Here is a 19,281-nt window from a genome sequence, read left to right on the forward strand (position 1 = left end):
CGGGTGCAACCGGAGCAACCGGCTCGACAGGTGCGACCGGAGCCACCGGTGCGACTGGAGCAACGGGCTCGACCGGAGCAACCGGTGCGACCGGAGCCACCGGTGCGACTGGAGCTACCGGAGCAACTGGCGCGACTGGAGCGACCGGCGCTACGGGTGCCACGGGCTCGACCGGTGCGACCGGAACTACCGGCTCGACCGGAGCGACCGGCGCTACGGGTGCAACCGGAGCAACCGGCTCGACAGGTGCGACCGGAGCCACCGGTGCGACTGGAGCTGCCGGAGCAACTGGCGCGACCGGAGCGACCGGCGCAACGGGTGCAACCGGCTCGACGGGTGCTACTGGGCCGGGCGGCGCAACGGGCCCGACCGGAGCGACCGGCCCCGGCGGCGAGACCGGTGATCGCGACAAAGGCAACAACGGCCATGGCAATGATCCTGACCACAACGACAGCAGCAATCCTGGGAAGGGACATCCCAAAGATGGCACTGATGCCGATGGCTCGCCTGGCCATCGCACCGCCGCGGTCACGGCCAACTCGCTCGGGCTCAAGGACACGACGCAGTTCCTGCAATCCGGCTCGACCGACAGTGATGCCGTCAGCCATGCGTCGTTCCGTCAGCTTGTCAGCCAGGCCGCCGGTTCGGTGACGACCGACCTCCTGAATGTTCTCACCACGATCAGGGGATTTGGTCAGAACCAGAACAAGCCGTTGGGTGCAAGCACCGACCTGACCTCGGATCAGAACAAGCAGGGTGCCGGCTTCGCCAACAGCGACGACACGGTGAAGAAGGCGCTGAAGGACATTCTGAAGCCGCATGACTGAGCATGAGTGAAGAGGAATGGCGACCGGACAGACGACGATAGAAGCCGGTCCAAAGCTGAGAAGCGGGCGCGTGGGCTTTGCCGAAAGGCAAGGCCTGCGCGTTCGGCCTTTCCGAGTGGTTAAGGGGCTCGCGCGACCGACCGCCGTGGAGTATCATCAGCGCCACCAGAGATTCCGGCGGTACTGGTCCGCCGCGGGCAATGTCGAACCACCGCCTGCCTACCCGAAGGCGAGTCCATGGTGAACGTTCCTGGGAGTGCTGAAATCCAGCCTGTGGAGCTGCGTGCCGGGACCGCGGCCGACCCGACCGGCATGCCCGGCGGCACCAGCGAAACGGGGCGGAGCCCCGGTGGCCCCGCCGAGTTCGACCAGGTCGGGCCGCGCCTCAAGGCGATGCTCCGGGTCGCCCGCTATCACGGTATCGAGCTCGATCCGAACGAATTCAGGGCAGCGAGCGCAAGCCCGTTTCCAAGCGCTACCGACCTGTCGGAATGGGCGCAGAACGGCGGCATGTGGTCCCGGGCAGTGCGTGTTCGCTGGTCACACCTGTTGCGCTTTCAAGATACCGGACCGGTCGTTCTCTTGTTCAGCGACGGCGGCGCCGGTCTCCTCACCGGGGCGAGCGCCGAGCGCAACGTGGTCTTCCTCAAAAGTCCGGAAGCGCCCGACGATGGTCCATCCACCGCTGTCGACGAGTTGCGCCTGTCGCAGGTGTGGACGGGCGAGGCGGTGCTGCTGCGAAACGCGCGATCCTATGTTGCCGCGGATGCGCCTTTCACCCTTCGCTGGATCGCCGAACTGGTGCGGCTCGAAAGCCGGCCGCTTCGCGACGTGGCCATCGCCTCCTTCACACTCAGCGTTCTGACCATTTTGCCGCCGCTCATCGTCATGACGGTGGTCAACAAGGTATTGCAGTTCAACAGTGTCTCGACGCTGTTGCTCTTGTCGGCCATAGTCGCTGTCGTCTTCGCATACGAGACGCTCCTGGGCCACGCGCGGCGACTGATCATCAACGTCGTCGGAGCCCGCCTAGACACCAAGCTGCAGCTGCACGTTTTCAGCCGCCTCCTGCGCCTGCCGCTCGACTATTTCGAGCGTCATCCCGCTGGCGAGACAATGTATCACCTCGCGCAGGTCTATCGAATCCGCGAGTTTCTGACGGGCAAACTGCTCGGCACGTTCCTGGACCTGATCACCCTCTGCGTGCTGCTGCCGGTGATGTTCTATATCAACGTGAAGCTTGCCTGGATCGTCGTTGCCTGCGCAGCGGTGATCATGCTGATCATCCTTGCTTTCCTCAAGCCGCTGCGCCGAAGGTACCAGCGGGTGATCGAGGCCGAGACCTGGAAGTCGGCGGCGCTGGGCGAAACTGTTGTCGGCATAAAGACCGTGAAGGCGCTTGGGCTCGAGCCGCAACGCAAGGCGCTTTGGGACCAGCAGGTGGCGGAGGCGGGAAGCGCGCGTCTCTCCTTCGGGCAGTTCGCCAGCTGGCCGCAGACCCTGGTTACGCCAATTGAACGCGTAATGGTGCTCGGCACCATGCTGATTGGCGCCTATCTCGCGATGAACGACAGTTCCGGCTATATGGTCGGCGGTCTGTTCGCCTTCATGATGATCTCCCAACGCGTCGCGCAACCGCTGGTCGGATTGGTGCGGCTGATCGAAGACTACGAGGAGGTGGGAGCGGCGATCGGCGAGGCGGCATCCGTCCTTAACCGGCCGTTGGAGACGAGTTCGAACTCCCTCGGTCTGCGGCCAAGGCTCCTCGGCGAAGTTACGTTCAGCGATCTGACGTTCAGCTACATCGGTACCAAGACGCCCGCCCTCGACCGGGTCAGCTTCCACATTCCGGCTGGGACCATGTTCGGCATTGTCGGGCGGAGCGGGTCGGGAAAATCGACCATCGCGCGCCTGCTGCAGGGGATCAACCGGGATTACAGCGGGTTCCTGAAGCTGGACGGCGTCGACCTCAAGGAAATCAACCTGCGTCATCTTCGCCAGGGGCTCGGCGTGGTCCTCCAGGACAATTTCCTGTTCCGCGGGTCGATCCGCGACAACATCATCGCCGGGCGCGCAGGCTTGACGCTGTCCGATGCCATGCGTGCCGCGCATCTGGCCGGCGCGGAAGAATTTATCGAACGCATGCCGAACGGATACGATACCTACATCGAGGAAGGTTCGCCCAACCTGTCGGGCGGTCAAAAGCAACGGCTGGCGATCGCGCGCGCCCTCATCCACGATCCGACCATCCTCATTCTCGACGAGGCCACCAGTGCTCTCGACCCGGAAAGCGAAGCGGTCGTCAGTGCCAATCTCATGCGTATCGCCAGCGGGCGCACCATGATCATCGTCTCGCATCGGCTGTCCTCGCTCACCGACTGCGACCAGATCCTGGTCATGGAGCAGGGCAAGGTTCTCGACGTCGCTTCGCACACCGTCCTGCTCGAACGATGCGGGCTCTATCGCCAGCTGTGGTCGCAGCAGAACCGACATTTGGATAACCGCGGCGCGCGGCCGGCGGCCGTACCGCCGCGATTGGTTTGACGATGTCGTGCCGCAGCGGGATCGAGATTGAAATGGTCGTCTCGCCAAGCATGACTTCGACACGAGGACTGGTAAGCCATGAGTAGCACCTCGCTCACCGTCCGCCAGGCTCGCTGGCGCCGAGCGAAAGCGAACGATCCGACGACGCCGGCCATACTCGAGTTCCAATGGCCGTCGACTGCCGTCTCCAATGCGCCGATTCCTCGGTCGGCGCGCGGCATCGTATGGATGATTTCGAGCCTCGTGATCGTCTTGATCACCGTGGCCGGACTGATACCGGTCGACCAGGTCGTGACGACGAGGGGGCTCGTGGTTTCACAATCGCCCAACATCATAGTGCAGCCGCTGGAGACGGCGATTGTCCGCTCGATCGAAGTGCGCGAAGGACAGCATGTGCAGGCCGGCCAATTGCTTGCGCGCCTCGATTCGACCTTCGCCTCGGCAGACCTGCAGGCCCTGGGGATGCAGGTCTCTACGCTTGAGGCCGAAGTGGCACGGTTGAAGGCGGAGGCCGACGGCAAGGAGTTCAACTATGACGGCCTCGACCCCAGCTGGACCCTGCAGGCCTCGATCTTCGAGCGCCGCAAGGCGGTCTACGAGGCCAAGCTGGAGAATTTCGATCGGCAAAGCGATGAACTCACTTCCGTGATCTCGCGCGCGCAATCTGATGCCGCTGGCTACCGGCAGCGGCTCTCCGTCGCGGCATCGATAGAACAGATGCGCAAGCAGCTGGAAGAAAGGCAAGTCGGGAGCCGCCTCAATACCCTGCTGGCCGAGGACAATTCGGCCGAAATGTCGCGCGCGCTCGGCAACGCCGTGCAGACGGCGGAAGCTGCCAGGCGCCAGCAGGCTGCGGTAGCCGCCGACCGCGCCGGCTACATTCAAGGCTGGCGCGCGGAAGTCTCGCAAGGTTTGTCGGAGGCGAGCTCTCGCATGTCCGACGCGCGCGAGCTCTTCAACAAGGCAAAGCTGCGCAAGCAACTGGTCGAGCTGAAAAGCGAAGGAGATGCCATTGTCCAGTCCGTGGCAAAGGTGTCGGTCGGCTCGGTCCTGCAGTCGGGCGAGCGCCTGATCACGCTGGTGCCCGCCAAGGCGCCGCTCGAGATCGAGACAAATGTCGTCGGCCGAAGCAGTGGCTTCGTCCATGTCGGCGATCCTGTCGTCATCAAGTTCGATACCTTCCCCTATTCGCAATACGGCCTCGCTCACGGCACCGTGCGCACGCTCAGTCCGGATTCCTTCTCCGCTCAGGAGCAAGCCCGCGATCCAGACAGTTCGCTGGCAATGCTGCCCTCGAACACAGAACCGTTCTATCGGACGCGCATTTCCATCGATCAGGTCGCGCTGCATGACGTACCCGCCGGGTTTGCCCTCACCCCCGGCATGCCGGTGACCGCCGACGTTCAGGTCGGCCGGCGCACGGTGCTCAAATACATGCTTGGGGTGATGCTCCCGATCGGTCAGGAAGCGATGCGCGAGCCGTAGTCTGCAGCTCAAGAGGAACCGGAGCAGCCAGAGGCTGGCATCGATGACAATTCTGGATCGCCTGACTGGTTTGGCTAGCCCATCCGTAGCATTGCGCAGGGCGATCCAGCTTGCTGAAAATGGCAAGCCCACCGAGGCCTTTCCGCTCTTCGCCACGGCTGCGCGTGCGGGCATAGGCCAGGCCGAGTATCGGGTCGCGCGTTGCTATCTCGAAGGTTCCGGCGTGCCGCCCAGCCGGGCAGAGGGGACGCGCTGGCTGCGGCGAGCAGCGGATCACGGGAGCGCTGATGCGCAGGCGCTTCTCGCCGCACTTTACGTGACCGGGATGGCGACAGCCGAGGCTGACAAGGGCTCCGAGTCGGAACGCCTGTTCTTCGAGGACACCACGAGCGAGCCAGACTTTGCGTCAGCGCTCGACCTTGCCACGAAGGCGGCCGAGGCGGGCTCCGCCACCGGCCAGGCACTCCTCGGCTACATCCTGACCAGCGGTCCCGAACCAATGCGCGATGCGGATGCTGCCTACAGGTGGTACGAGCGGTCGGCCGCGGCCGGCTGCGCCGAAGGAAGCCTTGGTTTTGCCCTGTCGCTGGCACGGCGAGGTTTGTCGGCAGACCGGTCCAGGATTGCCGATGAGGTCCGGCGGGCGGCGGATGCTGGCTTGCCGACGGCAATCTATCTTCTCGCGATCCTGACCGAACACGGCCGCGGCGTCGCAGGCGACATTGCGGGTGCGGCGCGATTATACCAGTCAGCTGCGGAGAAAGGGCTTCCTGCGGCCCAATTCCGATTGGGTCTGGCGCTTATCGACGGGAGCCTCGGCGATCAGGATCCTGTGACCGGAGAGGCCTGGATACGGCGTGCGGCATTGGCGGGCAACGTCGAGGCGGCGAATCTTATCGGCGATCGTAACGTGAAGAGCCGGCCGCCGGACTTTTCAGAGGCGGCAATTTGGTATCGTCGTGCGGCCGAGGGGGGTCACCAGGCCGCCGCTCGCGCGCTGGCCTCTCTCTACCTGACGGGAAACGGTGTCGCCAGGGACGAGCAAGAGGGAGCGCATTGGCTGCGCACCGCCGCAAGCAGCGGGAACCGGGCAGCGCAAGTCGATCTGGCCAATCTTGTTCTTCAGGGAGCCGGCGAGCCGGACGATATCAAGAGCGTAGCGGGGTGGTTCGAGGCGGCCGCATTATCGGGCGACCTTATCGCCGCCTTCAATCTCGGGCTGTGTTTCGCCAAAGGCGTCGGCGTGCACCAGGATGAAACTCGCGCCGCGCAATGGCTGAGGCGCGCGGCTGAAGGCGTGGCTGAGGCTCAGTACATGTATGCGCGCATTCTCAGGGACGGGCGCGGCGTGGCTGCCGACGCGCAACAGGCTCGTGCCTGGTTTGCCCAAGCGGCCGAAGGCGGCATGCTCGATGCGCAAGTGGCACTTGCTGAGATGCTGCTCAATGGGAGCGGAGGCAAACGCTCTCCCGAAGCCGCAATACAGCTGTTCCGACGGGCTGCTGCCGACGGCCATGCCGGCGCAATGTTTGCTCTCGGCGCGCTGCAGAGCTCCGGCGAGGGACTGCCGGTCGATCACGTGGCGGCGCAGAAATGGTTTGCGGCCGCGGCCGAGCGTGGGCACGGGCAGGCCCAACTGATGCTCGGCCGATATTTCTCGAAGGGCCTAGCCGGAGAGCACTACCCGGCAGTCGGCCGCCTTTGGCTCGAGCGAGCGGCGGCGCAAGGTCTTGAGGAAGCGGCCGACGAACTTTCCGAATTGGCCGGCTGAGGCATTCATTGCCAAGGCTTAGCACCGGCATCGGCCGCGCCCGACTACTGCGCGCCGGGCGTCCACTCAGGCAGCGGCGCAAGGCTGTGGTTGAACTGTTTCCACCACATGGACTTATCGATCTCGCAGCAGGCGAGAAGCAGGGCGTGCGCCTTCTCGAAAGCCTGGGTAGCGATTTCATCAAAGGTCATCTGCGCGTCGTACGGGACCGACACCACCAGTTCCTGACCGGTTTGTGTGCCGCCTTCGTCGACCTGAAGATAAAGCCAAACGACGAAATGCGCGCCCTGGCCACTCGCGTCGGCGTTGCCGATCTTGATGCGGTCGATGCCTGCTGCAGTGACTTTCATGCCGAAGTCCTTCACTTTGGGATTCATGGAATTCCAGAAGTTCGCAGCAATCGGAAAGGTTCCGGGACCGCTGTTGCTATGGTGAAGCATTGATAAAGAGGTACCACCTGGCTGCCGGGCGGGACGCAAGCGGCTCACGCGCGCTCAACCTGGATGAGAACCCTGGACGTCCGATCGTCGCCGTCTTGCCCTACTGACGGTGCCATGTGATGGTTTTATATAACCTATTGATTTAATTGAATAAGCTTAGGCCCGGATGCCTCTATGCAGCAGCATCGCAACGTTGCCTTTTGACGGCGGAGCCCAAGAACGCTCCGTTGCCAGCAAACCTTCGCGCGTCGCCCCCGTCGATCCATCAACCGCGCGCCGAAGGGCTGTTCATTGCAACGCACTGGGATGGCGCGCGTTTTATTGATTGGCAGGGCGGTGACCAATGTGAGCGCCGCTTTATAGGCTGACAAGTCGGAGGCGATTAGGTGGCTAAGTTCAAAGAAGCCCTTGAGCGCGGCAAGAAAGCTCCTCGCCAGCAAAAGGAGGATGCGAACGCCACGGTGCCGGATTTTGGCACCCAAGCCAGGGCCTGGCTGGACGATGTCGTTGTTGCGTCGTTGGCAGCGGCCAAGGCAGAAGTGTCGGGGGAGATGACGATCGACATAGACACCGCACCGCGGGGCCGTGACAAAGCGCTGACGCCCTCTGTTCGGTTTCGAATCTACCGAAAGCCGGAAGTGAAAAACACCGCCGGAAGGCTATTCACCGTCAACGTTCACGTCAGTGGGGAGGTTTCGGTTTCTTCACCCGGTATGGTCGCTGAGGATGTTGGAAATATAGGGAACAGGTCCGGCGAGAGGTTTCGCAATTTGGTTGTCAAGCTGATCGAAGACGCCGCTAGGGACATGAACTAGCCCGACTGTCATGCTCGATTGGTCGACCCGACCGAGGAGATCCCCACCTCAGCTCGGCCTTCTGGTCGTCAGGCAGAAAATCTTTCGCCGTCAAGCGTGACCTCGATAGTGACGCCGGCCGGGTCCCAGTTTCGCTCGACTTGGCCAAGCTGGCTCGCGGCGACGCGGACCAGGCGGCTCCCGAAACCTTCTTCTTCGGTTGCGACGGGAGCTGGTCCTCCAACCTCTCGCCATTGAATAAGCACCTTGCCGTCCCGATTGGCGCAATCGATCTCTATTGAGCCGGCGGCCGCCGAGAGGCTGCCATGTTTGGCGGCGTTGGTGGCGAATTCGTGCAGCAGGAGGGAAAGTGGCGTGATCATTGCCGCGGGCACGGGAATATCGATGCCGGTGATCGCGAAGCGGGGATGCTCATCGGCCACATGGCGGTATGGCGCGAGGATCGCGTTCACCAATGTATGCAGGCTCGTGGAGACCTGAGCAGAGCGGCCACCAGACGTGAGCATCGTCAGCGCATGCGCACGCGCCAAGGCGCCGAGGCGGTCAGACACGATCGAGGCGAGCGCCGCCGGCGTTTCGGCGGCCGAGGCGCTCAACTTGACGATCGAGCTTGCGATGGCGAAGAGGTTCTTCACACGGTGGTCCATCTCGCGGAGCAGTATCTCCCGCTGCTCTTGCGCGCGCAGCCGCTCGGAGATGCCGCGGGCGATCTTGGAGGCACCGACAATTGCGCCCGACGCGTCCGCGATGGGGGAAACGGTCAAAGAGATGGGAACGATGCTGCCGTCCTTGCAGGCGAACGGTCTCGAAATGCTCGACATGCTCTCCATCTCGAATGCGCGCCAGAATATCCCGGTCCTCGTTCCGGCGATCGGGCGGTATCAACAACATGAGCGAACGACCGACAATTTCCGCGCGGGGGTAGCCGTAGAGCCGCTCGGCGCCACCGTTCCAGTCCGTGACGATGCCGTCGGGATCCGTCGCGATGATCGCGTCATCCGAGGATTCGACAAGCGCGCTCAGCCGCGCCGCAGTGGTTTCCGCCTGGTCCCGTTCGATCGCAAACCCGAGCTGGCGGGCAATGGTCAACGCAAGTTCGCGTTCACGATCGGTGAAGCTATGGGGGGCTGGGTAGTAGACCATGAACTTGCCGATGAGCTCGCGGGAGCTGGCAAGCGGGATAAAGGCCAGCGCTTCGATGCCTTCGCCGAGGACCGTGTCGATGAGTTGCTGAGATTCACCGCTGAAACGAATATCCTCGACAAAGATGGGCTCGGCGTCGCGCTGATCGCTTGTCCACGGCGTGTGGCCGTTGACAGCCTTGCGGTATTCTTCAGACAGTGAGCGCCACGCGACGAAGCTCATGACGCCGTGGTTGTCAAATCTCAGGATCGAGGCGCGCGACGAACCGAGGGCGTCGCATATGGCATCGAGGGCCGCATCGTAGATCTCGACGAGGCCATGGGCGCGGTAAAGTCGGTCGGTGAGGCGAAAGAGGACGGTTTGCTCGCGGGCAATATCGCCGTCGGCTTGCTCACGCTGGCCGCGCCCTGTGGCCGTAACACTCATAGCCCCTTGCTGCATCGAGTCCTTGACCCAATCGCCTAACGCAGCACCGCGTCGATCGCCCCCTTCGACCGCCGGGTACGATCCCCGACCATGCTCGACAATATGCGCTTTGCGCGGTTTCGCAATAGGACTTGTCGCGTTGCGGCGCGGCGGCTGGTGTCGCCGACGAGCCGCGAGCGGCGCCCGTCTAGCGGCTTGAGCCAAATGGCAATTCGCGATCCCAAATCAGGTGCCTACCAGGCCGCGCCGTACTCCGACGCTCGCGGCATATAAAGCTTCCGCGGCCGGCCCAAAACGGAAGCCTCGCGCGCAGACTAGCGCCTCAGCGCCTTTGCTTGGCAATCCTGCCGGCGATCGCCGCGCCCTGGATGCGCGCATTGGCGAAGCAGCCGCGAATGCTCGGCCGCATGCCGGTGAACCAGAGGCCGGGCAGTTTCGGGTCGTTCGCCGGGCCGTTGAACAGCGGCACCCCCTTGGCATCGAGCACCCCGAGCCTGCCCACCATCGCCTCCAGCCCGGTGCGGTAGCCGGTGGCGGCAATGACGATGTCAGGCGCGATCGACTGGCCGCTTTCGAGAACGACGCCGTCGTGCCTGAATTCCTTGACCTGCGGCACGACGATGATGCGGCCGGCCTTGATCGCGTCGACCGCACCGTCATCGGCGGCGATCGCCGTATAGTCCGAGCCGAGGCGGCTGGCGCCGCCGGACGGGGCGGGGGGCAGGCCGTACCTCCCGAGATCGCCGAAGACCAGCCGCTGCGTCGCCGCCATCACCGCATCGGCGAGCCGGGCAGGCAGTCTCGCCATGACGGGCGAGAAACGATGCACGGCGATCTTGCCGATGCGCTTGGGCAGGAGCGACGGCCCGTTGCGCGCCGAGAGCCACATCTGCCCGGTCTCGACCCCGGAAAGATGGTTGAGCGCGTCGAAGCCGGAATTGCCGGCGCCGACCACCAGCACTTTTGTCCCAGCATAGTCGCTCGCCCGGCCGAAATGCGCCGAATGGACGATCTTGCCCGAAAAATCCTTCATGCCTTTCCAGGCCGGGATAAAGGGTTGTCGGTCGCGCCCGGTGGCGATCACCACGTGGCGCGCCGCTCGCGGTCCCGTGCTGGTCTTCAGCAGCCAGTGATCGCCGCGGAAATCGATTTCCTCGACGACGACGCCGAAGGCGATCGGCAGCCGGTGCGTCTGGGCGAAGTCGTTGAACAGGCGGATCACCGCGCTGCGGTGCGGAAAGGCGGGCGTGCCTTGCGGAAATGAAACGCCGGGCAGCGTTGAGAGGTCGCGATGCGTGTTGAGATGCAGGTTCTCATGGCGGTGGTGCCAGGGCTCGGCCAGCCGCCCCTCGCGCTCGAGGATCTCGGTGGCGATCCCGGCCTCGATCAGGGCGTAGGCCGCCGCCAATCCGGCCGCGCCGGCGCCGATCACGATCGCGCCTTCGAGGATCGCCGGCTCGCCGGTCCAACCCGACGAGATTTCCGCTTCCATGCCCATTCTTGTCTTTATCGTCGTCATGGCTCTCACGTGCCACGGCCATGTATCCGACATATGCCGCTGACGAGGCAATGGGAATAGGCCGTGGTTGCAAAGAGCCCGGCATTGTGTCGCGGATAGGGAGATTATCCGTTGGCGGGGTCGGCGTGGCGATGCACCAGCTTGAAGGCGCCGTCCTCCAGCCGGAACACTTCCGTCACCCGCAAGGTCATCTCGGCCGGCTGTCCGTTCTTGCCCATGCGCGCCTTCGCATGCTGCAGTCCAGTCCAGAAGGCGAGATCGCCGCTCGCGGAGGCCTGCAGCACCTCGATGTCGGTGCTGCCGCCTTGGTGGAAGCTGGCGGCGTCGCGCTCGTATCGGCCGGCAACGGCATCGGCGCCTTCGAGATGGTCGCCGCGCGGCGAAAAGAAGGTGGCCGGCTCGCTATGCGTCACGATTGCCTTCAACGACGTAGCATTGCCGTTGACATAATCCTCGGCGATCTTCTCACGCTGCTTCATGAAGGCGTCGAAGGACGAGCCGCCCGGCCGCACGGTTCTGATCCACGTCTCCAGCGCCTCGATGAAATCTTTCAGGAGGGCGGCCGTGTCGCTGTTCTTAACCGCGCCGCTGTCGTCGAGCAGCTCGGCGACATTTCCGATATAGGCCTCCGGCTGCTGCATCACCGGCATGTCGAGGAAGACGAAGGTCTGCCTGAGCGCCTGGTTGGAACCGAAGGCGCCGATCTTGCCTGGGCTGACGCTGACGACGCCGGCGGGCAGGCCTTTGAAGACGCTCTTGCCAGAGGGGCGTGAGCCGACGTCGAGGGCGTTCTTCAGGCAGCCCGGGATCGAGCGGTTGTATTCCGGCGTGACGAACAGCACCGCGTCGCATTCCCCGATGGCGGCGCGGAACGCCGACCAGGCGGCAGGCGGCGTCTCGCCCTCGAGATCCTGATTATACAAAGGCAGCTCGCCGATCTCGATGAAGCGGCAGCGCAGCGAATCCGGTGCGCGGGCCGCCAGCGCCTTGGCGATCTTGCGGCTGTAGGATTGGGCCCGCAGACTGCCGACAAGCACGGCCAGCTGCAGGACGGGATGTTCGGTTGTCATGGTCATGGCGGACTGTCCAGGCTTGTTGAGGGCATGGCGACGCGAGGCGGACATAACGAAGGCCCCGCAACCTTGGACCGGCTGTGCTGGTCGCCTCTCTTTTCGGTTAATGTCCGGGCTGGCGCGAGGTTCCGACCTCCGCTGGCCAAGCCGTGGCTGCGTATGGCCTTGCCGCCGGCGCCGTTGCACAGTATTGACGGGCTGGCGCGTGGCCTAAGGCTCCATTCGGCCTTTTGGCGCGCGCTAAATGATTGCCCGGTCTTCGGGCGGCAAAGAGGTGGCCATGTCCGCGCGCATTTTCAGCCCAGCCAAAACCGCGATGCAGTCCGGCAAGGCCAAGACCGGCCACTGGGTGCTGGAATTCGATCCAGCCCAGCGCAAGAAGATCGACCCGCTGATGGGTTACACCTCGTCCGGCGATATGCTGAGCCAGGTGCGACTCACCTTCGATACCAGGGAAGAGGCGGTCGCCTATGCCGAGAAGCAGGGCATTGCCTATCGTGTCGAGGAGCCGAAGGAGCCGAAGCGCCGGCAGATTTCCTATTCGGACAATTTCCGCTATGACCGCAGGACGCCCTGGACCCATTGACAATCCCAGGAAAAGTGCACAGCGGTTTTCCGTCCGGAATTGCGTAACAAAAATCGGAGCGGATCATCCTTTTAGATCCATCCGCGCAGTCGCATCAGCCGGCTCCGGCCGGCCAGCGGTCCCGTAGCTCAGCTGGATAGAGCACCGGCCTTCTAAGCCGATGGTCGCAGGTTCGAATCCTGCCGGGATCGCCATTAATTTCAACCACTTAGCGCTTTCCAGGCTAAAGCGTTCCAACTCGAAAAGAACCGATTTCCAACTTTCAATCCTTTTCGCGGTTTCCCCTTGCGGCCGAAGCGGCGGCGAGTTCGCGCTCAGCGCCTGCTTCGACACCCACGGAACGGTAGATGATGGCATGAAAGCGATCGTTCCCGAGGTGATCGCCCGCCGATGACCTGAATGTCTGATCCAAGTGGAAACACGGCGCCTTGACGAATTTGGATGCTTGAAGACGCGCGCGGTGCCCAGTATATCCGCGCCGAAGGGCAGACGGACTCAGAGTGTTACAGGAAAGTTATCTCGAATTTGTATTGCGCTGGCATCTGTATCGCAGATGGCATTGTCCGCCGCGTCCGAAGAGGCAGGCTGAGTTCGACTTTCATCAGCTGATGAAATCCCTTCCGCGCCATGGCCTTTTCATCGACCTCGGGGCCAATGTAGGCGACGTTACCCGGCACGCTCTCAGCTATGGCATGAAGGTAATCGCCTTTGAGCCGGACCCTAGGGCTCTCAAGATATTGAAGGGCCGGTTCGGCAATGACGAGCGGGTAACGATCATTCCAAAAGCGGTAGGCGGCTCCGCGAGGACGGCAATCCTTAATCAGAGGCCCGACACGAAAAATGTCCGGATGACCGAGTGGTCATCTCTGTTCGAGGTGCCCGAGCACGCGAACGGCCCCGCCGTTGAAGTCGAAGTGATCGATCTCGTGCAGTTTCTGAGAGGGATCGAGGAACCGATTGCCGTTGTTAAGATGGACATTGAGGGTGCGGAAGCGGAATGCATCGAGTCCATGCTCGATGACGGCATCCATCGGTCCATCGGTCATGTTCTGGTGGAGACGCACGAAAGGCTTTCGCTGGATTTGGCCAATCGGATCGCCGTGCTTCGCGACCGCATCAGTAGAGACGGGATTACCAATATAGACTTGGGCTGGGGCTGATCTCAGGCTGAGAATCACGAGAGCTATGGCTGGCTCATTTACTGCTAAATCGCAGAAGGGCTGCGGGGAGCTCTGCATATGTCTATCTTTTCCAAATGGTTGCGGGATGCCAGCTCTAAACTTCCGGAGAATGTTGCTATCGGCCGCCACACTTACGGCGTGACGTGGCGAAAGGTTCTGTTCCCATCGAAGGAATCACCTTTGCAAGTAGGGGCCTTCTGCTCGATCGCGGGTGACGTGCTTTTCATGTGCTCCGGTCAGCATTCGACCGGCAGCGCCACCTCATTTCCAATCCACAGCCGGATACTGAACCAACCGGAGCCGATCGGAAATGGCGGCAAACCAGGCGGCATCACGATCGGCAACGACGTCTGGATCGGCCACGGCGCCATAATTTTACCAGGAGTTGAGGTCGGCGATGGCGCGGTGGTAGGCGCCGGGGCGGTGGTCACTAGGGCCGTGCCGACCTATGCGATCGTAGGCGGGTCTCCAGCCCGGCTCATCAGATATCGCTTTTCGCAAGACGTCATCTCGAAGCTGCTGGCAATCCGGTGGTGGGAGTGGGAGGACGATAAAATAAAAAGAGAGGCGGGCGCCCTCACTGGTCCCATCGAAACTTTCATCGAGAAGCATTTTGTGACAGGCACTAGGGCTAAATAGGCCCACAAACGGTTCAAATGACCAATTCGTGTTTTTTTCTGGCGGCAGATGCCAAGTACTTTCCGTATGCATGCCTAGCAGCGCGCAGAATTCTCGACGTTTCGCGCAAAACGACGCCTGGTTTCATCATGCATCTCGGGGCAAATGAGGACGATGTCGGCATTGCGTATCGGTTGCTGAAAGACCGTGTCCGGATCGTGGACGTGACGAACTTCATGGCTGACTCGGGCTACCGTTTTCGGCCGGGGAGCGTCGCCACCTTCATCCGCCTGTTCGCCGACCGGTTCAGCGAATTCGCGGTATACGATCGCATCGCACATATCGACTGCGACGTTCTGTTCAACCGCGACATTGCCGATCTGGTGGACCAGCCTATCCACGCGCACCTGCTAGCGGCCCACGACGACTACATGTACTTCCGCCCGGGTTACCGAGACGAGATGTCGATGCAACCGGGCGCGCCCTATTTCAATGCCGGCATTATCGTCTTCAACATGCGGCCGGTGCGAGAGGAAGACCTGTTGAAGCAGGCCCGAAAGCTCGCCGTTGACGGACAAATGAACGACCAGAACGCGCTCAATGTCGCCTTCGAGGGCAAATGGCAGACGATGCACCCGAACTGGAATCTGATGTCGAACGGGGCCCGGGATTATCGGTTTTCTCAGGCCTATGCACGGCATTTCGCGGGCGGCAAGCCTTGGGGCAGCCAGATTGGAGTCGAGCTTGAAGCCCTCAAGATCTGGCGTGATCTGGCAGAGGATACGCCTTGGAATAAGCCCTTCCGGCAGCGGCTGCCGTTCGAGCGCGGGATAACGAAACGCTTCCTCCGCCGCTTCGATGCCGTCGGCGGTCTCTTCGGTAACGACGTGCATCGCCGCCGCGCGCGTTACGACGCGGCGAAAATGCACCAGATCTACGCAAGGCAAGCGGAAGAGGGCGCGATGGCCGTACAATTCCCGGAGGTGCTCGGCGGGTTTGGCTGATCTTCTTTCCAAATCGGCCGCATCCTGTGGATATTAGCCGCCCGTTCACCATGACTCTCTCTTTGCATTGAGAGCCGGCGGCCGGCTCGTTGAAATGGCAGGGCCTGAACAACAGGCGCCCCGAAAGTCCAGCGGCCGGCGTTTTCATGTAGCCCCGTCAGGATGTCCGCAAGGGCGTGCTGAAGAGTATGCGTCGGTCGCTGCTCTCACTCGCCGGGATGCCGCAACCGATACCGCACAAAATCAAGCCCGCCCCGGCGATGGGAAGCCGGAACGGGCTCGGCTTGGGTCTGGAACCCTGTAGTCAGGAGACTACGGGGAAGTAACAGGTCGGCGGCTGCAATGTTCCGAATTTTCTGGCTTACGGGCTGCCGGGAGCAAGTCCTTGGCGGTAATTCGACACGATCCGGGTGGCGGATTTTTCCGCACGGGATCGCGACACGCTTCAGGCCAGCAGGCCGGCGGCCTTCGCTGCCTTGCGCAGTGTTTTGCGGGCTTCGGTAGGACTTCTCAAGCCGTCGAGCGCGTCGCGGCAGACGCGGCTTGCCGACCGCCAGGCGCGGTCGCGCGCCCGCCTTGGCCAGCGCAGGTCGAGGCACTCGACTGCCTCGAAGCAGCTTGAGACCTTGCGATGTCCGCTTGGTTCGAAATCGATCACGACCGGCTCGGAAAACCAGACGTCGTTCATTACATGCTCCGTTCGTATGTTGGTCTTTTGATAAGCAACGGCGTCGGCAGGCGCCTGTTGGGATGCGGGCCCGGGATGATCGGCGGACCCGCGCATTAACCAAAAACTGCCGATAATGTTCCGGAGAATTTTAGAGATCAGCGATGGGCGGCCGGAGTTGGCTCACGCAGCGGATTCATTGCGCCGGCGCGCCGCGCAAAAAACATGTGACCGCCGGCCCCGCTGTCGCCCGCGGCGAGATCGGAGCCGACAGGCGGATGAACGCGGGAAGCCTTCTATGGTGATTGCCGCGCCCGCACCCACCATTACCGTCGCCACGCTGATGGGGACCGCTTTCGGGCTCTATTGGGAGGTTGGGCGCAGCCAGTTTTACACCGAACCGGACAGCAAGCAGCGGTTTCGGCCGGCGCGGAAGCGTCCGGTCAATTCGCGCATCGGTCGCTCTTCTACAGAAGACAGGATGCCGCCTTGGGACTATTCGACCAGCACATGCGCTTCGCGGGCAGCGCTGATGAAGGCTTCCCTGGCATTGTCGGCCGGAACGTCGCCGCTCATAGCCCGGCGGCAGGCGCGCAGCGCCGCGCCATGCTGCGCGCTGCCGGCGTCGCGCCATTGGCCCGTCAGCAGTTCCACAGCCTGCTGGGCGTTGGAGATGTGTCGGATCGAGCCTGCCACGCCGACGGCGACTTCGACCGGCCTGGAAAACCATCCCTGGATCATCGCGAAACCCCTGATGCGTTGTGAGCGGATAATAAACGCGCCACCGCGCGGCAAGTTTCATCCCGATATTTCAACAGGATGTGAGCAGCGCGCCGGTAACGGGCGTGGCTGCCGCCTATCTTCCGAGCGGCTTGCGGGACAGTTCGATGAGTTCCGTCTCATCGGTGATGCCGGCCATGTAATTGGCGATGATGCGGGAGGCGCGCGCCTCCTTCTGCTCTTCGGTTTCTCCATCGATGCGGCCGCTCTCGAAGACACGCCCCAACAGCGCCGTCTCGGCGGGCGTGAATGTGTTTCGCGACATGTTGGACACGGGCTTCTTCCTCCAGCTCATGTCCCCCTTGCTCCCCGGCTAAACATTAGCACGGGTTCGGAAACGAGGGTGAGTCCTCAAGGAAACGGCGACAACGTGCGTCTTTCGCGGCGCCCTGCCGGTCAGGCTTTCGTCTCGTTGTCCTGCCCGACGGCATCCCGGAGATGGGGCCAGCTTCGCTATCTTGCTGAAAGGACGAAGCGCTGATACTCATTAGCAGCGCGGAATTATTCCGAGTCTGCGCCAACTTGCGTCGCGCAACAACGCGGCGCAGGCTGTCCGAGACCAAGATCCCGACGTGGTGGCAACCGGGTTACGGAGGGTTTTGGTCGAACAAAGAAGCAGGGCAGGTTCCGACTGCGTGTCGGAGCAGGCCCATCAAATGCTCTGGAATTCCGAAGCCATTGCCCCCGTGGCCTCGGAAGAGCATGAACATGGGGAAACCGATGGTGACCAAGAAACTTACCGCCAACGCAGAAAGCGCGGCAGCCTTTCTTGCGGTGATGGGCAACGAGAAGCGTTTGCTCATCATGAACTACCTGGCCGAGGGCGAATTGTCTGTCGGCGCGCTCGCCGACAAGGTCGAACTCAGCCAGTCCGCACTCTCCCAGCATCTGGCCAAACTGCGCAGGTTTGGCCTGGTCGACACCCGCCGCGACCGCCAGATGGTCTATTATTCCTGCAAGTCGTCCGCAGCGCGTGAGCTCCTCGTTCTGCTCGACGGGCTGCTGACCATGGACAGGCCGCTCGCCGGCCCGGCCCGGCAGGCTCTTGTCGAAAGAATGCGGCCGCCGCAGGCCGCCTGAACGGCTCCGACGCAGGCGAGGGCGAGCAGCCTTCGCCTGCACGGCGCGCCCTCTGAAGGCGCGATGCAACAGGATGGCAATGCGCCGGCCGGGCATACCTGCCCTGGCCGCACTTTATCATCACTTCATTCGCCGGGACGCGATCCTGGCCAGAATGCTGCTGCCGGAGAAACCGGTAGCGGCCGGATTTCGTCATGTCGTCACGGGCTGGCCGCCGTCGTCGCCGATCCGGCCCGACTTCTCGCAGTCCTCCCATCACTTTTGATTGAAGGATGATGCGCCGGCGCGGTCGCGGATGCTCACAAGCCGATGATATTATAGCACTTTTCTGCCGCCGCCGCCTGCTCCCGGCACGCCGAGGTTTACGGATTTGTAAATCGCGCGCCGGACTTCGGGTGGCTAGACTTTTACGCGATCCACACCCCCGGATCACCACGGGCCAGACACTTTGGCACCGTCAGAGGCTCGCCGCTCCCGGCGGGCCTCTTTCGTTTTGGGACAAAGCCGCGGATTTACGGTGCGGCTCGCCGGCGCGCAATCACGCTGCGCACGGCGAGCACCAGCACGGTGATAATGATCAGGATCACCGAAAGGGCTGCGATCGCCGGATCGATGTTGTCGCGCAGGCCCATCCACATCAGGCGCGGCAGCGTGATGGCGTTCACCGAGGTGATGAACAGCGTCACGCCGATCTCTTCCCAAGAGAGCACGAAGGAGAGGAGCGCCGCGGTGACGATGCCGAACTTGATGTTGGGCATGATGATGCGCGTCGCGCGCTCCCACACGCTGGCACCCAAGCCTCGTGCGGCGAGGTCGATGCGCCGATCGAGCTGGCTGAGCGAGACCAGGATCAGAACGGTGGCGAAGGGCACCGTCATCACCGAATGCGCCATCGCGACACCCAGCCAGGTGTCGTAACCGAAGAAGGACGAGATGCCGGAGACCGAGGTGAGCAGGAAATAGAGCGTCACCGCCGAGACCACCGGCGGCACCACCATCGGCAAAAGCACGAAGCCGACCAGGACGGCAGTGAAGCGCGGCTGGAACATCCACACGCCGAGGCTGAAGGTGAGCGCGAGCACCGTGGAAAGCGCGCTGCTGACCACACCGATGCGGATCGAGAGCAGGATGGACTCCAGCCAGCGCGGATCCTCGATCAGCGAACGGTAGTGGCGCAGCGACAGTTCGCCGGTCGGCATGGTCAACATGCGGCTCGGCGTCAGTGACACCGGGATGACGGCGAGCAACGGCATAAGCAGAAATAGCGCCACCAGGACGGCGAGGATGAGCGAGACGGGACCGGGGCGGTAGGTCGGCATCGC

The 19,281-nt window shown here is 62.8% G+C and carries 18 protein-coding genes, 1 tRNA gene and 3 pseudogenes; 13 read left to right on the forward strand and 9 right to left on the reverse strand.

Annotated features, from left to right (window positions below; genetic code table 11):
• The 4 genes and pseudogenes from CK215_RS28950 to CK215_RS28965 all read left to right on the forward strand — a co-directional run.
• Positions 1-827: pseudogene (locus CK215_RS28950) on the forward strand (hypothetical protein); the annotation flags it as partial.
• A 312-nt stretch (positions 828-1,139) separates the two neighbouring features.
• On the forward strand, positions 1,140-3,371 hold the full coding sequence (locus CK215_RS28955) for a peptidase domain-containing ABC transporter (RefSeq protein WP_245418864.1): 2,232 nt from the start codon (positions 1,140-1,142) through the stop codon (positions 3,369-3,371).
• Between the two features lie 78 nt (positions 3,372-3,449).
• Complete coding sequence (locus CK215_RS28960; RefSeq protein WP_095832958.1) at positions 3,450-4,856, forward strand: HlyD family type I secretion periplasmic adaptor subunit; 1,407 nt, start codon at positions 3,450-3,452, stop codon at positions 4,854-4,856.
• Positions 4,857-4,899: 43 nt separating this feature from the next.
• On the forward strand, positions 4,900-6,627 hold the full coding sequence (locus tag CK215_RS28965) for an SEL1-like repeat protein (protein ID WP_095832959.1): 1,728 nt from the start codon (positions 4,900-4,902) through the stop codon (positions 6,625-6,627).
• Positions 6,628-6,671: 44 nt separating this feature from the next.
• Here the strand turns inward: CK215_RS28965 and CK215_RS28970 are convergent, their stop codons facing one another.
• Positions 6,672-7,004 carry a hypothetical protein gene (locus CK215_RS28970; RefSeq protein WP_095828778.1) on the reverse strand — a complete coding sequence of 111 codons (333 nt, stop codon included), beginning with the start codon at positions 7,002-7,004 and terminating at the stop codon, positions 6,672-6,674.
• 449 nt (positions 7,005-7,453) lie between these two features.
• Here CK215_RS28970 and CK215_RS28975 point away from each other — a divergent pair, with 449 nt between their 5' ends.
• Positions 7,454-7,882: a hypothetical protein gene (locus CK215_RS28975; protein WP_095832960.1), complete on the forward strand. Its 429-nt coding sequence runs from the start codon at positions 7,454-7,456 to the stop codon at positions 7,880-7,882.
• A gap of 68 nt (positions 7,883-7,950) precedes the next feature.
• Here the strand turns inward: CK215_RS28975 and CK215_RS28980 are convergent, their stop codons facing one another.
• The 4 genes and pseudogenes from CK215_RS28980 to CK215_RS32335 form a co-directional block, all read right to left on the reverse strand.
• Entirely contained in the window at positions 7,951-8,703 is a 753-nt protein-coding gene (locus tag CK215_RS28980) for an HWE histidine kinase domain-containing protein (RefSeq protein WP_245418865.1), read from the reverse strand.
• A 16-nt stretch (positions 8,704-8,719) separates the two neighbouring features.
• A pseudogene (locus CK215_RS32450) lies at positions 8,720-9,466 on the reverse strand (PAS domain S-box protein); the annotation flags it as partial.
• A gap of 307 nt (positions 9,467-9,773) precedes the next feature.
• Positions 9,774-10,943, reverse strand: coding sequence for an NAD(P)/FAD-dependent oxidoreductase (locus CK215_RS28985; protein ID WP_095832961.1), 1,170 nt, complete (start codon positions 10,941-10,943; stop codon positions 9,774-9,776).
• A 131-nt stretch (positions 10,944-11,074) separates the two neighbouring features.
• Entirely contained in the window at positions 11,075-12,046 is a 972-nt protein-coding gene (locus CK215_RS32335; RefSeq protein ID WP_141245566.1) for an NAD(P)H-dependent oxidoreductase, read from the reverse strand.
• A gap of 277 nt (positions 12,047-12,323) precedes the next feature.
• On the opposite strand from CK215_RS32335, the gene CK215_RS28995 reads away from it, so the two are divergent.
• The 6 genes and pseudogenes from CK215_RS28995 to CK215_RS29015 all read left to right on the forward strand — a co-directional run bounded on the left by CK215_RS28995 (position 12,324) and on the right by CK215_RS29015 (position 15,432).
• Complete coding sequence (locus CK215_RS28995; protein ID WP_066999298.1) at positions 12,324-12,629, forward strand: ETC complex I subunit; 306 nt, start codon at positions 12,324-12,326, stop codon at positions 12,627-12,629.
• A 117-nt stretch (positions 12,630-12,746) separates the two neighbouring features.
• Positions 12,747-12,823, forward strand: a tRNA-Arg gene (locus CK215_RS29000).
• Positions 12,790-13,023, forward strand: coding sequence for a hypothetical protein (locus tag CK215_RS31070; protein WP_141245567.1), 234 nt, complete (start codon positions 12,790-12,792; stop codon positions 13,021-13,023). Before CK215_RS29000 ends, CK215_RS31070 begins: the two co-directional genes overlap by 34 nt.
• Positions 13,024-13,159: 136 nt before the next feature.
• Entirely contained in the window at positions 13,160-13,789 is a 630-nt protein-coding gene (locus CK215_RS29005; protein WP_141245568.1) for an FkbM family methyltransferase, read from the forward strand.
• Positions 13,790-14,119: 330 nt separating this feature from the next.
• A pseudogene (locus CK215_RS32455) lies at positions 14,120-14,371 on the forward strand (DapH/DapD/GlmU-related protein); the annotation flags it as partial.
• Positions 14,372-14,466: 95 nt separating this feature from the next.
• Entirely contained in the window at positions 14,467-15,432 is a 966-nt protein-coding gene (locus tag CK215_RS29015) for a glycosyltransferase (RefSeq protein WP_095832964.1), read from the forward strand.
• A 445-nt stretch (positions 15,433-15,877) separates the two neighbouring features.
• Here the strand turns inward: CK215_RS29015 and CK215_RS29020 are convergent, their stop codons facing one another.
• From CK215_RS29020 to CK215_RS29030, 3 genes are all read right to left on the reverse strand, one after another.
• On the reverse strand, positions 15,878-16,120 hold the full coding sequence (locus CK215_RS29020; RefSeq protein ID WP_066999301.1) for a DUF982 domain-containing protein: 243 nt from the start codon (positions 16,118-16,120) through the stop codon (positions 15,878-15,880).
• 474 nt (positions 16,121-16,594) lie between these two features.
• Positions 16,595-16,840 (reverse strand): DUF982 domain-containing protein, encoded by a 246-nt coding sequence (locus tag CK215_RS29025; protein WP_059186167.1) that lies wholly within the window; start codon positions 16,838-16,840, stop codon positions 16,595-16,597.
• Positions 16,841-16,955: 115 nt separating this feature from the next.
• Entirely contained in the window at positions 16,956-17,174 is a 219-nt protein-coding gene (locus CK215_RS29030) for a hypothetical protein (RefSeq protein WP_245299680.1), read from the reverse strand.
• A gap of 425 nt (positions 17,175-17,599) precedes the next feature.
• Between CK215_RS29030 and CK215_RS29035 the strand changes: the two genes are divergently transcribed.
• The gene (locus CK215_RS29035; protein WP_066999308.1) at positions 17,600-17,959 is read left to right on the forward strand and encodes a metalloregulator ArsR/SmtB family transcription factor; all 360 of its coding nucleotides are present in this window, start codon (positions 17,600-17,602) and stop codon (positions 17,957-17,959) included.
• 73 nt (positions 17,960-18,032) lie between these two features.
• On the forward strand, positions 18,033-18,224 hold the full coding sequence (locus CK215_RS31075; RefSeq protein ID WP_095784323.1) for a hypothetical protein: 192 nt from the start codon (positions 18,033-18,035) through the stop codon (positions 18,222-18,224).
• 247 nt (positions 18,225-18,471) lie between these two features.
• On the opposite strand, the gene CK215_RS29040 is transcribed toward CK215_RS31075, so the two are convergent.
• Positions 18,472-19,278, reverse strand: coding sequence for an ABC transporter permease (locus CK215_RS29040; protein WP_095832965.1), 807 nt, complete (start codon positions 19,276-19,278; stop codon positions 18,472-18,474).
• Positions 19,279-19,281: the final 3 nt, after the last annotated feature.

The sequence above is a fragment of the Mesorhizobium sp. WSM3864 genome, from assembly GCF_002294955.1.
In the GTDB taxonomy this organism is placed as follows: Bacteria; Pseudomonadota; Alphaproteobacteria; order Rhizobiales; family Rhizobiaceae; genus Mesorhizobium.

Excerpts from the sequence above, each read along its gene's own strand:
- CK215_RS28955 (WP_245418864.1), top strand. The coding sequence starts at position 1,140 with ATGCCCGGCGGCACCAGCGAAACGGGGCGGAGCCCCGGTGGCCCCGCC.
- CK215_RS28960 (WP_095832958.1), top strand. The coding sequence starts at position 3,450 with ATGAGTAGCACCTCGCTCACCGTCCGCCAGGCTCGCTGGCGCCGAGCG.
- CK215_RS28965 (WP_095832959.1), top strand. The coding sequence starts at position 4,900 with ATGACAATTCTGGATCGCCTGACTGGTTTGGCTAGCCCATCCGTAGCA.
- CK215_RS28970 (WP_095828778.1), bottom strand. The coding sequence starts at position 7,004 with ATGAATCCCAAAGTGAAGGACTTCGGCATGAAAGTCACTGCAGCAGGC.
- CK215_RS28980 (WP_245418865.1), bottom strand. The coding sequence starts at position 8,703 with ATGTCGAGCATTTCGAGACCGTTCGCCTGCAAGGACGGCAGCATCGTT.
- CK215_RS28985 (WP_095832961.1), bottom strand. The coding sequence starts at position 10,943 with ATGGAAGCGGAAATCTCGTCGGGTTGGACCGGCGAGCCGGCGATCCTC.
- CK215_RS32335 (WP_141245566.1), bottom strand. The coding sequence starts at position 12,046 with ATGACCATGACAACCGAACATCCCGTCCTGCAGCTGGCCGTGCTTGTC.
- CK215_RS28995 (WP_066999298.1), top strand. The coding sequence starts at position 12,324 with ATGTCCGCGCGCATTTTCAGCCCAGCCAAAACCGCGATGCAGTCCGGC.
- CK215_RS31070 (WP_141245567.1), top strand. The coding sequence starts at position 12,790 with ATGGTCGCAGGTTCGAATCCTGCCGGGATCGCCATTAATTTCAACCAC.
- CK215_RS29015 (WP_095832964.1), top strand. The coding sequence starts at position 14,467 with ATGACCAATTCGTGTTTTTTTCTGGCGGCAGATGCCAAGTACTTTCCG.
- CK215_RS29020 (WP_066999301.1), bottom strand. The coding sequence starts at position 16,120 with ATGAACGACGTCTGGTTTTCCGAGCCGGTCGTGATCGATTTCGAACCA.
- CK215_RS29025 (WP_059186167.1), bottom strand. The coding sequence starts at position 16,840 with ATGATCCAGGGATGGTTTTCCAGGCCGGTCGAAGTCGCCGTCGGCGTG.
- CK215_RS29030 (WP_245299680.1), bottom strand. The coding sequence starts at position 17,174 with ATGAGCTGGAGGAAGAAGCCCGTGTCCAACATGTCGCGAAACACATTC.
- CK215_RS29035 (WP_066999308.1), top strand. The coding sequence starts at position 17,600 with ATGGTGACCAAGAAACTTACCGCCAACGCAGAAAGCGCGGCAGCCTTT.
- CK215_RS31075 (WP_095784323.1), top strand. The coding sequence starts at position 18,033 with ATGGCAATGCGCCGGCCGGGCATACCTGCCCTGGCCGCACTTTATCAT.
- CK215_RS29040 (WP_095832965.1), bottom strand. The coding sequence starts at position 19,278 with ATGCCGACCTACCGCCCCGGTCCCGTCTCGCTCATCCTCGCCGTCCTG.